We start from the raw sequence: 14,694 nt of genomic DNA on the forward strand, positions 1-14,694 counted from the left end.
AAAATGCATCTTTAAGTTATCTGAGGAATATCAGCATGGAAAATACATCAGCGCTGCTTTGCTATAAAAAGTTACCTGTCTGGAACAGTGCTGGTGTGCCAGCGATGTTTCGGGAGAAACACAATACCAAAGCTGGCACTTGGGCCAAATTAACCATTCTTAGCGGAGAGATGGATTTTCTGATTCTGGATGAGGCAGGAAACACCCTGGAAAGGCACTCATTTTCAAATGAACATCAGCCGCCGTTTATTGAGCCACAAGTCTGGCATCGTATTGCTGCTTGCTCTGATGATCTGCAATGCCAGCTTAGCTTTTACTGTACAGCAGAAGATTTTTATCATAAGAAATACAATTTAACCCCGACACACTCCGAAGTGATTGAAGCGGTAAAGTGGGTTCAGCCGGGTAAAGCATTGGACTTAGGTTGTGGCTCCGGGCGTAACTCGCTATATCTGAATCTATTAGGTTTTGATGTTACGGCAGTAGATAAGAATACTGACAGCATCAGTAATTTACAGCAGATCATTGAACGAGAAGAGCTGCACAATATAACCGCCGATACATACAACATCAATGAAGCCCGTTTGGATAACCGCTATGACTTTATTCTGTCGACGGTGGTTCTGATGTTCCTGCAACCGGAAAGAATTCCCCACATTATTAACAATATACAAGAGTGTACCTTGCCTGGTGGCTATAATCTGATCATCTCCGCCATGTCGACCGATGACTTCCCTTGTACTGTGCCGTTCTCCTTCACATTAAAGTCAGGTGAGTTGAACCATTACTATAAAGATTGGGAAATCATCAAATACAACGAAGATGTTGGGCAATTACATAAAACTGACGCACAAGGTAATCGCATAAAACTGCGTTTTGCGACCTTGCTGGCGAAAAAACCGTAATTACGATACTGAATAAAACTTGCCGCCACGTGATATTTTAAATCTCATGCTAAATTGTCGATAATTTAACGGGGCGGTGAGTTGGGTTCATCACGTAAACAGCTGACGATATAGTCAATAAATACGCGAAGTTTAGGGGGCAAATACCGTGTCGGAGGATAGAGCAACCATAAACCGCCGCTATACGAACTGATAAAGCGCCACTCTGGCAATACCTGCACCATCCGTCCCTCTTGTAATGCCGCTCTGGCGGTAAAATAAGGCAGGCTGCCGATGCCGATATGTTGCAATACAGCATCTAATCTGACACCAGTGTGATTGGCGGCATAACGGCCCTTTACCCCGACAGTGATGGCTTTGCTGCCCTGACGGAATTTCCAGCGAGCATCCCCGGGCGTTTCTCCCAGATAAATACAGCTGTGGTGCGCCAAATCATGGGGGTGCAACGGGGCTCCATGGGCCGCCAGATACTCTGGCGTGGCGCACAGCAAGTGCTGAATCTCCATCAATTGCCGCCCGACCATACCGGGTGGTGGCTGGTCAGTGATCCGAATCGCCAAATCCACATTCTCATCAATCAGATCAACATAGCGATCATCCAATATCAGTTGCACATCTATTTTGCTGTAGCGCCGCAGGAATTCAGGTATGTAAGGATGAATCACAAAACGCCCAACGGCTTTTGGCACACTGACTCGGATAAGTCCCTCTGGTTCTTGATTGTATTGACCACTCACCTCCATTACGGCGTCAGCGGCACTGAGCATCGTCTGGCAGCGCTTAAAAACTTCTTCACCGCTTTCACTCAACCGTAGTTTGCGGGTAGTCCGTTGCAATAATCGGGTTGCCAGTGCTTTTTCGAGTCGACTGACACTGCGGCTAATGGCTGAAGGCGAGACCCCTAACTGACGGGCGACCGCCGAAAAGCTGCCACTCTCAACCACTTTAACGAAAACAGCCATTTCACTTAGCAGTGCCAGCGGAAGATTTGTGCTCACAGCGCAATAGTCCTTTGAGTGCGTGACGGATTATCACGTTAGGTTGACATCAATATAATCATAATGGAAATGATAAAAGGATAATGATTATGACAGCCCGACTATTTTTTGAGAACGATCTATTGGCGACAGAAGTGACTGTCCTGAGCTGTATACCGGATGGTGAACAGTTCGCTACCCTATTGCAGGCGACTATTTTCCATCCTCAAGGGGGCGGGCAGCCATCGGATACCGGTTGGATAGGGGATAGTCAGGTATTGCGGGTTGTCCTACAGGGGCAATTGACCCACTATCTGGATAAACCTGTCGCATTGGGGATACAACAGGCGCGTGTTGATAGTGAACGTCGCTCTTTAAATTCTCGCATGCATTCCGCAGGGCATATTATTGGTAATATTGGCGAGAACTATGGTTGGTTACCGATAAAAGCCCATCATTGGCCGGGAGAGGGGCGAGTGTCATTCAAGCGGGGAGAGGATCCTCAAGTGATCGATATTGGCAACGTACAAGTTGCTTTAGAGCAATTTATCCGCCAAAACTTACCGCGACGAGTTTCGGTACAGGGGGATTTCCGCGAGGTTGGGTTTGGTGAACTGCCCGCTTATGCCTGCGGTGGCACCCATGTCAGTGCTTTGCACGAATTAGGCAGTGTCACTGTTCAGTCTATTTCAGAGAAGAAAGGAGTGATGTCAGTCAATTATATTCTGGATTAATGAGGTGAGTGTTGATGACGACTGCTGGCAAATATCATTACGAGTGAGAATCTTTATTTTGCCATTGAATGCAGCGCCATACTTGCTGTTAGGGTAATAAGCTGCTGGGTGTAGGCAACTGCCTCGGCTGTCCAGTAGAATCTCGCTCATAATGACCTGCCTACCTGCAACTTCTTAACTTTGGGTATATGATTCAAGCCACAGATAAAGAAAGACTTGAGGGAAGTTTCGGTGAATAACGAAAAGATTGTGCATTTAGACGCAGTAAGTCATAACGCCCGTAGGGTGATGGAACGAGAAGGGCTAGATGCACTGGTGGTCACAGTTTGTGATAACTTTTATTATCTCACTGGGTTTGCCAGTTTCTTTATGTACACTTTCCGGCATACCGGCGCGGCCGTTGCGATTATGTTCCGTGATGCGACAATTCCTTCGCAAATTATTATGAATGAGTTTGAGGCGGCCAGCACACACTTTGATATGCCCAATATGGAACTAAAAACTTTTCCCGTATGGGTTGATGTCGACGATCCGCGTAATCCGCTCAATCATCAGAAAAAACGTGAGCGCCCAATTGGTCCGCCAATTGAAACTGTTTTCGGTTTAGTTAAAGCTGCGCTGGAAAATGCGGGTGTGATGAATAAGACAATTGCCATTGAATTAAATGCAATGTCTAACGGCGGTAAAAGTGTGCTGGATAAAGTGGCCCCAGGGTTAAACTTGGTTGACTCAACTCCGCTGTTTAATGAAATAAGAATGATAAAAAGCCCGTGGGAGATAGAACACCTGCGGAAAAGTGCTGAAATTACCGAATACGGCATTGCCTGTGCGGCAAAAAAAATTCGTGTCGGTTGTACCGCGGCGGAGTTGACTGCTGCATTTAAAGCCGCCGTGATGACGTTCCCAGAAACTAACTTTTCGCGTTTCAATCTTATTGCTGTTGGCGATAATTTCTCACCTAAAATGATTGCGGATGAGACGCCAGCAAAAATAGGCGACTTAATTAAATTTGATTGCGGTGTTGATGTTGCTGGCTATGGTGCGGACTTGGCAAGAACCTTTGTGCTAGGGGAGCCAGACCCACTGACTCAGCAAATCTATGACACCATCAGAATCGGCCATGAGCATATGTTATCAATGGTCGCACCTGGGGTGAAATTAAAAGATGTTTTTGATTCCACCATGGATGTCATCAAAAAGTCAGGCTTACCGCATTATAATCGAGGCCATCTCGGGCATGGCGATGGTGTATTTTTAGGATTAGAAGAAGCCCCCTTTGTGAGTACGGTGGCAACTGAAACGTTTCGGCCAGGAATGGTATTAAGCCTCGAGACACCTTATTACGGAATTGGTATTGGCTCAATCATGTTAGAGGATATGATTCTCATTACCAATAACGGTTTCGAGTTTTTAAGTAAATTGGACCGCGACTTACTGCGCTACCCTTAATTTGTGCACAATATCTCACTTTATGTGAATTAAATTCATCTAGGTGAATAAGCCTCTCGGTTGTTTCTGCGAGCTTATTTACATTTTACGGGGACTGATGTCTAGCCTCGCGTAAATAATAATAATACTCATATAAAATAGGGTGTTAGAGCATGTGAATGATTTAACACTCCGCTTATTACCATTCTCTTGGCTATTTATGAATTTGAAATAGTTTTATTAAAAATGATAACGGATGTGATAATCGACATTACTAATAATAGTGTAATGTTGTGACCATAAATATAAAGAATATTTTATATAATCAAAATTCAAAGCAGTAAATGGCGGCATAGAACAGCCAAAAAACCAAATCGTGCTGCCTTTGCACAGGATACTGTATCGCAGTATTCACTTAGTGAAAATATTTTATCTCTAATCATTGCCTGTTTTAGGTGTTTTTAACTAAGATTATTCTTAAACGCCTCCAAATTGACGCACATATCACATTTTCACCTCTATTAATCGCTGGAATAACAATATTCTATAATAATTCGACAACAGTATTTTCTTTCAACTATCCTATGTAACATGCTGTAATACATTCTAAGGACTTCATTTCATCATAATTCCATAATGAAAAATGGAAGTGCGTGAAGTAGCTTTTCTTGATCATCAAACAAGTTGCTGGCTTAAGGGTTATATAATGTATAACGCATTTACGACACTGCTGCGCCCGTTGCATCGGCACAGAATTACTTTATTAGCTCTATTAATTTCCGGCCTTTCAGTTAACCCCGTTATGGCAGAAACACAGTATGATTCATTAATCATCAAAGCCAGAGCAGGGGATACTGCGCCGGTCCTTGACTATTTACAAAAAGAAGCTAATGCCGGTCCACTTAATAGCAGTCAAGTTGATGACTGGCTACAAATAGCCGGTTGGGCAGGGCGCAATCAGGAAGTGATCGACGTTTACGAAAAATACCACTCTTCAATGAATCTATCCTCCCGTGGCTTAGCGGCGACGGCGCGTGCTTATCGCAACGAAAAACGTTGGGATCAAGCTTTGGCTCTGTGGCAAAGCAGTTTGAAGAAAGACCCAACCAACCCCGATCTTATTACCGGCATGATCATGACCCAGGCTGACTCTGGCCGTGGCGGTGAGGCGTTGCAGCAGGCAAAAGCGTTGGCCGAGAGTAATCCCTCCGCAAAAAATTACATGACGTTGTCCTATTTGAACCGAGCAACCAACCGTAATTATGATGCATTGCAGGCTTCCAGTGAGGCGGTGCGATTGGCACCTGAATCTGAGGAAGTATTAAAAAATCACCTTGAAATCTTGCAAAGAAACCGCATTGCCGATCCCGCATTACAGCTTGCTAAAGAGAATCCGAAACTTGTCACCGCTGAGCAATATAGGCAACTAGAGAGAGATGCGGCGGCGGAGCAAGTCCGGATGGCTGTGTTACCAACGCGCAGTGAGACTGAGCGTTTCTATATTGCTGATCAGGCGCTGGCAGATTATCAGGATCTGTTAACTCGCTGGAGCAAAGACCCAGAAGCCCAGGCAGATTACCAGCGGGCCAGAATTGATAGGCTTGGTGCATTGTTGGTTCGCCGTAATACAGCCGAGCTGATTACAGAATATGAAGCCATGGAGGCTGAAGGCTACAAAATGCCTGACTACGCTCGTCGTTGGGCCGCTTCCGCTTATATCGATCGCCGGATGCCAGAAAAAGCCGCTCCGATTTTAACCAGTTTGTATTACGCCGATGGTAAAACTTTCCGCAACAGTGATGATTTGCTTGATGCCGATGATCTCTATTACGCGCTGAATGAAAGTGAGCAGTTGGATAAGGCACATCAATTTGCTAAGAACTATAGCGAGCAAACTCCGTATCAAGTTGGGGTTTATGGTCTGCCAGGTAAAGAACCTAATGACGATTGGATGGAAGGTCAGACGTTGCTGGTTCAGTCTTTGGTCGCTCTCAACGATCTGCCCGCAGCACAGAAAAAGTTAGAAACTTTATCCAGCACAGCACCCGCTAACCAGAATTTACGTATTGCTTTAGCGGGTGTTTATCTGGCTAGAGATTTACCGCGTAAATCTGAACAAGAGTTGAAAGCGATTGAATCATTGGCACCACGCAGCCTGATTCTGGAACGTGCACAAGCTGAAACAGCAATGGATTTGCAGGAGTGGCATCAGATGGAGCTCTTAACCGATGATGTGATTGCTCGCTCGCCAGAAGATGTCCCGTCACAGGAATTAGACCGTCAACGCCAGGTTCATAATATGTATGAGCTGCGTATTGTTGGTAACCGCACCATCTCTTCCAATAGCCCTATCAGCGGTAGCAAAGACTTTGGTATTGAAACCCTGCTCTATAGCCGACCGATAGCTGAAAACTGGCGGGTATTTGGTGGTGGTAACTATGACAATGCGCAATTTGAGGAAGGGAAGGGTATTAACCGCACCATGCGTTTAGGCGGCGAGTGGACGTCCCGTGGTTTTTGGGCTGAGGCTGAGGTCAATAATCAGAATTACGGTTTCGGTAATAAAACCGGTGCTCGCTTAGCAAGTTGGTACGACTTTAACGATCACTGGCGAGTCGGTGGTCAGGTTGAAAGATTGGCCAAAGATACCCCGCTGCGCGCCTTAAAAAGTAACATTTCGTCTAATAGTGCTTCTGCCTTTGTGCTGTGGAAAGCCGACGATCGCCGTGACGTGGAATTCAATGTCACTCCATCAGACTTCTCTGACGGTAACAAACGTTGGGAGTACGAGTTAAATGGGCGTCAACGTATCTGGACTGGGCCCTACCTGACGGCGGACTTCAGTTTGGGTCTGGCGGCGAGTACTAATACCAAAGAAGATGTGATCTACTACAACCCAAAAAGAGATTTTACTTACCTCCCGGCGGTCACCTTCAATCATATTATGTATCGCCACTATAAAACCATTTGGAGCCAACAGATTCAGCTTGGTGTCGGTGGTTATTGGGAGAAAAACTTCGGTAACGGCATGGTCACCACGGCAGGTTATGGGCAACGGGTGCAGTGGAATGATGTTGTCGATACTGGCGTTGCTGTTACCTATGATAAGCGGCCCTATGATGGTGTCCGTGAGCACAACCTTTCACTCGCTTTCGATTTGAATTACCGTTTCTAAGGGATCAGCGTTATGGCGAAGATACTATTTATTATCCGGATACTTGTAGTAGGAATGGTAACGCTGCTGGCCTCAGTTTGTTATGCCGAGAAGCCTGTTTTCGTTCCTCCTGCTGAACGTGCATTGCCGCAAAGTGAAAGACCGTGGCAAAAGAATACCTTTGTGGTCATTGCTTATCATGATGTTGAAGATGATTCCGCAGATCAACGCTATCTGTCAGTAAGAAGTAGCGCATTGAGCGAGCAACTGGCCTGGCTGAAAGATAACCGCTACAACGTGGTGTCAGTCGATCAGATTTTGGCGGCCCGTAATGGTGGAACACCCTTACCAAACAAAGCCGTTTTGCTGACTTTTGACGATGGTTACAGTAGTTTCTATACCCGCGTGTATCCGCTGCTAGAGGCCAATAATTTGAGCGCAGTACTGGCACCGGTGGGGACCTGGATAGATACACCGGCCAATAAAAAGGTGGATTTTGGTGGGTTAAGTACCGATCGCGATCGTTTCCTGACATGGAAAGAGATCGGCGAAATGTCTAAATCAAAACTGATTGAGATCGGTGCACATACCTATGCTTCACATTATGGTGTGATTGCTAACCCGCAGGGGAATACCGAACCGGCTGCTGCCAACCTGATCTACGATCCAAAGACGAAGAAATATGAAACTGAAGCGGCATTCAAGCAACGAATGGAGAAAGATGTTTCGTTGATTACTCAGCGCATTATCAAGGCCACAGGGAAACAGCCTCGGGTTTGGGTTTGGCCATACGGCGCGCCGAATGGCACCGTCTTAAATATCTTACGCCAGCACGGCTACCAAATGGCGATGACGCTGGAACCGGGCATTGGTAATGTTAATGATCTGATGAATATCCCGCGTATTCTGATCAGTAATAACCCATCATTGAAAGACTTTGCTCAGTTAGTCACCTCGGTACAGGAAAGAGAGATCATGCGGGTGGCGCATGTCGATTTGGATTATCTCTACGATCCCGACCCAGCACAGGAGAAGGAGAACCTCGACAAGTTGGTACAGCGGATCTCTGATTTACGTGTTACCACCGTATTTTTACAAGCGTTTTCTGACCCTAAAGGGGATGGTAATATCCGGCAGGTTTATTTCCCTAACCGCTGGATACCGATGCGGCAAGACTTGTTTAACCGTGTTGCGTGGCAATTAGCCTCTCGTCCCGATGTGGATGTGTATGCCTGGATGCCCGTGTTAGCTTTTGAAATGGATTCTTCTTTGCCACGGATTACGCGAATTGATCCGAAAACAGGTAAAACCAGCATCGATCCGGACCAATATCGCCGCTTATCACCATTTAGCCCAGAAGTTCGGCAGCGCATCATCGATATCTACCGCGATATGGCCTACAGCGCACCGATTGACGGCATTCTCTATCACGATGATGCAGTGATGTCCGATTTCGAAGACGCTTCGCCCGATGCTATCCGTGCGTACGAAAAAGCGGGCTTCCCAGGCTCGATTGTTACCATACGTAATGATCCCGAAACCATGGCCCGCTGGACCCGCTATAAGAGTAAGTATCTGGTTGACTTTACCAATGAGCTAACGCGGCAGGTGCGTGATATCCGTGGCCCGCAAGTAAAATCAGCACGCAATATCTTCGCTATGCCGATCTTGGAACCGGAAAGTGAAGCCTGGTTTGCGCAGAATCTGGATGACTTCTTGGCTAACTATGATTGGGTTGCTCCAATGGCAATGCCATTAATGGAGAAAGTGCCGTTATCTGAGTCGAAAGAGTGGCTATCGCAACTGGTCAATAAGGTTGCTGAACGCCCGGGAGCACTGAATAAAACTGTATTTGAACTGCAATCGAAGGACTGGACCAAGCCTGAGGGCAGCAATGCGATCAGTGGCCCGATACTGGCGGGATGGATGCGTCAGTTGCAGTTAAATGGCGCGCAAAATTTTGGTTACTATCCGGATAACTTTATCACTGGCGAACCACCGCTAAAAGATGTCCGCCCTGTGCTATCTTCTGCCTGGTATCCTTTATATGATCGATAGAATTATTGCGTTACTCATCCTATGCCTGGTACTGAGCATCCCTGCGGGAATGATCCTGCTCTTTACCGGTGACGTACTGCTGAATTTTGTTTTCTTCTATCCGCTTTTTATGTCCGGTATCTGGATCACTGGCGGCCTCTATTTCTGGCTACGCCGAGAGAGACATTGGCCGTGGGGCGATGATGTACCGCCACCGGAGCTGAAAGGTAATCCGTTGGTCTCGATTCTAATCCCATGTTTCAACGAGGGGTTAAATGCGCGGGAAACCATTCACGCAGCATTGGCGCAGACCTACACCAATATCGAAGTTATCGCGATTAACGATGGCTCCAGCGATGATACCGCGCAAGTGTTGGATTCGATGCTGACTGAAGATCCTCGTTTGCGCGTGATTCATCTGGCCCATAATCAGGGCAAAGCCATTGCCCTTCGCATGGGCGCGGCGGCGGCACGCAGTGAATATCTGGTCTGTATCGATGGTGATGCTTTACTGGACAAAAAAGCGGTGCCTTATCTGGTCGCGCCACTGATTGCCAACCCACGCACGGGTGCCGTCACTGGCAACCCCCGTATCCGCACCCGTTCAACCTTGATTGGCCGTGTTCAGGTTGGGGAGTTCTCCTCGATTATCGGTTTGATTAAACGCACGCAACGCGTCTATGGGCAAGTCTTCACCGTATCAGGTGTGGTTGCCGCTTTTCGCCGCAGAGCTTTAGCGGATGTGGGCTATTGGAGCCCAGATATGATCACGGAAGATATTGATATCAGTTGGAAATTGCAGGTCAGACACTGGTCGGTATTCTTTGAGCCACGGGGTTTATGCTGGATTCTGATGCCAGAAACCCTGGGGGGGCTGTGGAAACAGCGTCTGCGCTGGGCGCAGGGCGGGGCCGAAGTCTTCCTGAAAAATATGTTCAAGCTGTGGCGTTGGCGTAATCGCCGGATGTGGCTGCTGTTCCTTGAGTATTCGCTCTCTATCACGTGGGCGTTTACTTACCTGTTCAGCATCATTTTATTCCTGCTGGGTTTGGTGATTACCCTGCCACCGGGAATTCATGTGCAAACGGTGTTCCCGCCAGCCTTTACCGGGATGGTATTGGCTCTAACCTGTCTGATGCAGTTTGCAATCAGTCTGGTAATTGAACGGCGCTATGAGCCTAAACTGGGTCATTCTTTGTTCTGGATTATCTGGTATCCGATGGTCTACTGGATGCTCAGTTTGTTTACCACGGTGGTTGCGTTCCCCAAAGTCATGCTCAACACCAAGCGTAAACGTGCGCGTTGGGTGAGCCCAGATCGCGGAATAGGGAGAGTTAAACCATGAATGAACCTCTGATTCATACCGAGCAGCGGGCGTTCCCCCGCTGGATCGATATCATTATTACTGCGTTGGCCTGGTTCGGTTTTATCTTCCTGTTTGTGAAGGGATTTCTGGATATGATTGGTCGAGCGCCGAACATGGGGCCGATCCCGTTCCGGCTCTATATTCTCAGCGGCCTGACCACCATCGCCTTGTATGCAGCAATCGCGCTATTCAATGCGGTAGTCATCATTATCTGGGCCAAATACAATCAGGTCCGTTTTCAAGTTGAACGCCGTGGTCACCGGCCACATCTGGACGATGATGAGTTGGCGAGCAGTATGGATATCTCGGGCGATATGGTGGCCCAACTGAAAGCTGGCTCCTGTCTCACGTTATACAACGATGAGCACGGGCAACTCCTTGAGGTCAAACAAGGGCTACAACTTCCCACCGTCGCTCCGGTCGTTAATTTACGCCGAGGGTAATGGACGATAATATCTGGATACTTGAGGGTCAGTTGCTATCAGGCGCTTATCTCGGGTATCCAGAGACACCTACTGTGATTTTAGCTCTGCTTCTGAGATAGATACCGCAAAACACCACTTTCTTTTATTACCCCTCCTTATATATTGTTATGATCTGGCTAAATTATAGCGTGAAGTAGTAATCGAATTTTGTCATAACAGGTATTCCTCTGGCAGTTGAATTAAAAAGGGAGCACACAATGAAGCAAAACCATTTCGGACAAACTATCGGAGCAGAATTATCGGATTGGCAAGTAGCACAACTTCCGCAGCGGGAAATTTTGCCGGGCCATTTTTGCTATCTTGCCCCAGTCAATGCAGATAAACATGAGGCATGCTTATATCAGGCGTATCACATGGTCAAAGATGCACATGACTGGACCTATTTTTATTGTGAGCGGCCGGAGAATGAAGTCGATTTTCATCACTATTTGCAAACATTAATCAATACCGAAGAGGCTTTCCACTATACGGTGGTTGATGCCCAAATGGGTTTGGCATTAGGCACTGTTGGTTTACAGCGAATTGATGAAAAAAATGGTGTTATCGAGATAGGTTCTGTTAATTGGTCACCGCGATTAAAGCGTAACTCGGCAGGCACTGAGGCAATATATTTACTCTTGCACTACGTCTTTGACAAATTAGGTTATCGTCGCTGTGAGTGGAAATGTGATTCATTGAATGAGCCGTCAAACTCTGCTGCATCTCGCTTTGGTTTCCAATTCGAAGGGCAATTCCGTCAGGCTATCGTGACCAAAGGGCGCAATAGAGATACCAATTGGTATTCAATAACTGACCGTGAGTGGCCATTAATTAAGCAGGCATTTAATGATTGGCTCGCTATGGAAAACTTTGATAGTCAGGGTAAGCAAAAAGTGCGTTTACAGGATCTAAGATTCAGCCGCTAGCGAGAGTCAGGTTAATTATATTGAATATTATCCCTTTGTATTAACTATTGATGACAACATTTCGCCTTTGCTTAACGCAGAGATAAAAAGGTAAGGGCGAAATAATGACGCGAGATTAATGCTAGGTGAAAAGCGGGGCTAAATAGTATAGCGCGATATAAAAAATGATTAGAGTAAAAAATGAACAAATAAAATTTTATATATATTTTTCCATTTTAATATCGCGAAAGTTAAGAGTGTCATTATACTGTAATCATCTGGCGGTATTTTTCACACGGTGCATAGCTTAGGCTGTTGTTTATCACTGCGGGGATCGCTAATGGTAGAGTCCATGATTGGGCTGTTAAGACAAGACCAAAGTTTTACACTAGCGACTCGTTGTTACGAGGGCTCTCCCTCCGACTCTCAATTTCCAGCAGTACTGTCAGTTTCTACCCTTGATCAATTATCTCCAATATTGTTGTTCCCACTATTTATCTCTGGTAATACCCGCCCTTGCGATACTGTTTTCACTCGAGCTATTAGGCAGCTTAAGTGTTTACCTTATTCGCATTTTTCATTGGCTATTATTGGCTGCGAAGGAAGCCAAAACCTCATCCGTATGTGAAACATAATCGCGCAGGCAACTTCTGCTGCGGTAGGTGAAACAAACTGTAAGGTGCCACTATGGGAAGACAGAAAGCAGTGATCAAAGCTCGTCGTGAAGCGAAACGTGTCATTAGACGTGATTCACGTAGTCATCGTCAGCGTGAGGAAGAAAACGTGACATCGTTAGTGCAAATGGGCGGTGTTGAATCAATAGGTATGGCACGGGATAGCCGTGATACCTCCGTTATTCAGGCGCGTACGGAAGCTCAAGGTCATTACTTATCAGCCATAGACAGTAAACTGCTCATCTTCGCCACCGGCGAAGCGGGGTGTGGTAAAACCTTTATCAGCGCGGCCAAAGCCGCTGAAGCACTCATTCACAAAGAAGTTGATCGGATCATTGTGACGCGGCCTGTGCTACAGGCAGATGAAGATCTGGGGTTCCTGCCCGGTGATATCTCGGAGAAATTCGCGCCTTACTTCCGCCCGGTGTATGACATCCTACTGCGCCGACTTGGCTCCTCTTTCATGCAATATTGTCTGCGTCCGGAAATTGGCAAAGTGGAAATTGCGCCATTCGCGTATATGCGTGGGCGTACCTTTGAAAATGCGGTGGTGATCCTCGATGAGGCACAAAACGTGACCGCCAGCCAAATGAAGATGTTTCTGACCCGTCTCGGTGAAAATGTCACGGTTATCGTTAATGGCGATATCACCCAATGCGACCTTCCGCGTGGCGTGAAATCAGGTCTTAGTGACGCGCTGGAGCGTTTCGCTGAGGATGAAATGATTGGCATCATCCGCTTTGACAAACAGGACTGTGTCCGCTCAGCGCTATGCCAACACACGTTGAATGCCTATTCATAACGCCAAGTTTTGAATAGATGACCCGATAAAAAAGGGCAAGCGCGCGAAACGCTTGCCCTTTGCTTTCGCTAAAGAGGCTGAGGAATAACCGCTACAGCATAATGGTCATCATGTAAGCGGCAAACAGTGCCAAATGGGCGGTGCCGTTCAACACGTTGGTTCTGCCGGTGGAGAATGAGATCTGCGACAGAATCAAGACGCTGACCATCACCACGATATGCGGCGCTTCCAGACCAAAGTTCAACTCTTGCCCGGTCAGTACCGCGATCAGCGTCACCGCCGGAACCGTCAGTGAGATGGTCGCCAGCACTGAACCGAAGAACAGATTCATGGCGCGCTGTACCTGATTTGCCAGCACCGCTTTTAAGGCACCCAAGCCTTCTGGGGAGAGGATCAACAGGGCGATCAGGAAGCCGGTAAATTTGGCCGGTGCATTTAATTCAGTCAGCAATGCTTCCAATGGGTTAGCATCAAATTTAGTCACTGCAATCACTGCGACCAGATGAACTAATAGCCAACATGTGTGCCACAGGCTGCTGTGAGACGACGGCTTACCGTGAGGGTCGCTGGGGTCATCACCTTCATCTTCGTGTGCATAGACAAACAAACTTTGGTGCGTTTTGGTTTGGATCAGCAGGAAAACGCCATACATCGCCGCCGAAATCGCCGCAACAACCAATGACTGTGCCACGCTAAAATTGCCGCCGGGCAGGGTGCTGGGTAGTACCAACACAATGATTGCCAGCGGGAATATGGCCATCAGATATTGTTTGATACCGACCAAATTAACGTGTTGGGTCGCAAATTTACGGCCACCCAATAGCAATGACACCCCCACCAATCCGCCGATGACAATCATGATGATGGAGTAGAGTGTATCGCGCATCAACGCGGGGGCGGCATCGCCGGTTGCCATCATTGCCGAGATCAGGCTGACCTCAAGCACCACCACCGACAGACTGAGGATAAGAGAGCCATAAGGTTCGCCCAAACGGTGTGCTAGCACGTCGGCATGGCGTACCACGCTGAAAGCACTGCTTAGAATCCCCACCAAGGCAATCAGGTTGATAATGATGATAGCGGCGAAATTGCTGGTGTTACCCCAGAGATTCAGTATAACCAGCGCAATAATGGGCAGGATAAGGGAGTATTCGTGATGGCGTGATTTAGATCGGCCAGGATCATTTTGCGACTTCATTTTGAGAACGCTCCTAATAACTTTACTGCATTAAACGGGCATTACAGCCA

The 14,694-nt window shown here is 47.1% G+C and carries 11 protein-coding genes; 9 read left to right on the forward strand and 2 right to left on the reverse strand.

Annotated elements, in window-relative coordinates; genetic code table 11:
- Nucleotides 1–35 precede the first annotated feature (35 nt).
- Nucleotides 36–905 carry an SAM-dependent methyltransferase TehB gene (tehB, locus tag ACZ76_RS17590; RefSeq protein WP_048620072.1) on the forward strand — a complete coding sequence of 290 codons (870 nt, stop codon included), beginning with the start codon at nt 36–38 and terminating at the stop codon, nt 903–905.
- Between the two features lie 65 nt (nt 906–970).
- Here the strand turns inward: tehB and ACZ76_RS17595 are convergent, their stop codons facing one another.
- Nucleotides 971–1,903 (reverse strand): LysR family transcriptional regulator, encoded by a 933-nt coding sequence (locus ACZ76_RS17595; RefSeq protein ID WP_048620073.1) that lies wholly within the window; start codon nt 1,901–1,903, stop codon nt 971–973.
- 89 nt (nt 1,904–1,992) lie between these two features.
- Between ACZ76_RS17595 and ACZ76_RS17600 the strand changes: the two genes are divergently transcribed.
- From ACZ76_RS17600 to phoH, 8 genes are all read left to right on the forward strand, one after another.
- The gene (locus ACZ76_RS17600; RefSeq protein WP_048620074.1) at nt 1,993–2,616 is read left to right on the forward strand and encodes an alanyl-tRNA editing protein; all 624 of its coding nucleotides are present in this window, start codon (nt 1,993–1,995) and stop codon (nt 2,614–2,616) included.
- Between the two features lie 231 nt (nt 2,617–2,847).
- On the forward strand, nt 2,848–4,065 hold the full coding sequence (locus ACZ76_RS17605; RefSeq protein WP_048620075.1) for a M24 family metallopeptidase: 1,218 nt from the start codon (nt 2,848–2,850) through the stop codon (nt 4,063–4,065).
- A gap of 685 nt (nt 4,066–4,750) precedes the next feature.
- Nucleotides 4,751–7,219 carry a poly-beta-1,6 N-acetyl-D-glucosamine export porin PgaA gene (gene pgaA / locus ACZ76_RS17610; protein WP_048620076.1) on the forward strand — a complete coding sequence of 823 codons (2,469 nt, stop codon included), beginning with the start codon at nt 4,751–4,753 and terminating at the stop codon, nt 7,217–7,219.
- Between the two features lie 12 nt (nt 7,220–7,231).
- Nucleotides 7,232–9,256, forward strand: coding sequence for a poly-beta-1,6-N-acetyl-D-glucosamine N-deacetylase PgaB (gene pgaB / locus ACZ76_RS17615; RefSeq protein WP_048620077.1), 2,025 nt, complete (start codon nt 7,232–7,234; stop codon nt 9,254–9,256).
- Nucleotides 9,246–10,580, forward strand: coding sequence for a poly-beta-1,6-N-acetyl-D-glucosamine synthase (pgaC, locus tag ACZ76_RS17620; protein ID WP_048620078.1), 1,335 nt, complete (start codon nt 9,246–9,248; stop codon nt 10,578–10,580). Before pgaB ends, pgaC begins: the two co-directional genes overlap by 11 nt.
- Nucleotides 10,577–11,044, forward strand: a complete 468-nt coding sequence (gene pgaD / locus ACZ76_RS17625) for a poly-beta-1,6-N-acetyl-D-glucosamine biosynthesis protein PgaD (RefSeq protein ID WP_048620079.1) — start codon at nt 10,577–10,579, stop codon at nt 11,042–11,044. Before pgaC ends, pgaD begins: the two co-directional genes overlap by 4 nt.
- Before the next feature lie 239 nt (nt 11,045–11,283).
- Nucleotides 11,284–11,991, forward strand: coding sequence for a GNAT family N-acetyltransferase (locus ACZ76_RS17630; protein ID WP_048620080.1), 708 nt, complete (start codon nt 11,284–11,286; stop codon nt 11,989–11,991).
- A gap of 666 nt (nt 11,992–12,657) precedes the next feature.
- Nucleotides 12,658–13,446, forward strand: a complete 789-nt coding sequence (gene phoH, locus ACZ76_RS17635; RefSeq protein WP_005271909.1) for a phosphate starvation-inducible protein PhoH — start codon at nt 12,658–12,660, stop codon at nt 13,444–13,446.
- A gap of 91 nt (nt 13,447–13,537) precedes the next feature.
- Here phoH and chaA read toward each other — a convergent pair whose 3' ends face one another.
- The gene (chaA, locus tag ACZ76_RS17640) at nt 13,538–14,644 is read right to left on the reverse strand and encodes a sodium-potassium/proton antiporter ChaA (RefSeq protein WP_048620081.1); all 1,107 of its coding nucleotides are present in this window, start codon (nt 14,642–14,644) and stop codon (nt 13,538–13,540) included.
- Nucleotides 14,645–14,694: the final 50 nt, after the last annotated feature.

Source organism: Yersinia aleksiciae, assembly GCF_001047675.1.
Taxonomy (GTDB): domain Bacteria; phylum Pseudomonadota; class Gammaproteobacteria; order Enterobacterales; family Enterobacteriaceae; genus Yersinia; species Yersinia aleksiciae.

Excerpts from the sequence above, each read along its gene's own strand:
- ACZ76_RS17600 (WP_048620074.1), top strand. The coding sequence starts at position 1,993 with ATGACAGCCCGACTATTTTTTGAGAACGATCTATTGGCGACAGAAGTG.
- pgaC (WP_048620078.1), top strand. The coding sequence starts at position 9,246 with ATGATCGATAGAATTATTGCGTTACTCATCCTATGCCTGGTACTGAGC.
- pgaB (WP_048620077.1), top strand. The coding sequence starts at position 7,232 with ATGGCGAAGATACTATTTATTATCCGGATACTTGTAGTAGGAATGGTA.
- ACZ76_RS17630 (WP_048620080.1), top strand. The coding sequence starts at position 11,284 with ATGAAGCAAAACCATTTCGGACAAACTATCGGAGCAGAATTATCGGAT.
- phoH (WP_005271909.1), top strand. The coding sequence starts at position 12,658 with ATGGGAAGACAGAAAGCAGTGATCAAAGCTCGTCGTGAAGCGAAACGT.
- chaA (WP_048620081.1), bottom strand. The coding sequence starts at position 14,644 with ATGAAGTCGCAAAATGATCCTGGCCGATCTAAATCACGCCATCACGAA.
- pgaA (WP_048620076.1), top strand. The coding sequence starts at position 4,751 with ATGTATAACGCATTTACGACACTGCTGCGCCCGTTGCATCGGCACAGA.
- tehB (WP_048620072.1), top strand. The coding sequence starts at position 36 with ATGGAAAATACATCAGCGCTGCTTTGCTATAAAAAGTTACCTGTCTGG.
- pgaD (WP_048620079.1), top strand. The coding sequence starts at position 10,577 with ATGAATGAACCTCTGATTCATACCGAGCAGCGGGCGTTCCCCCGCTGG.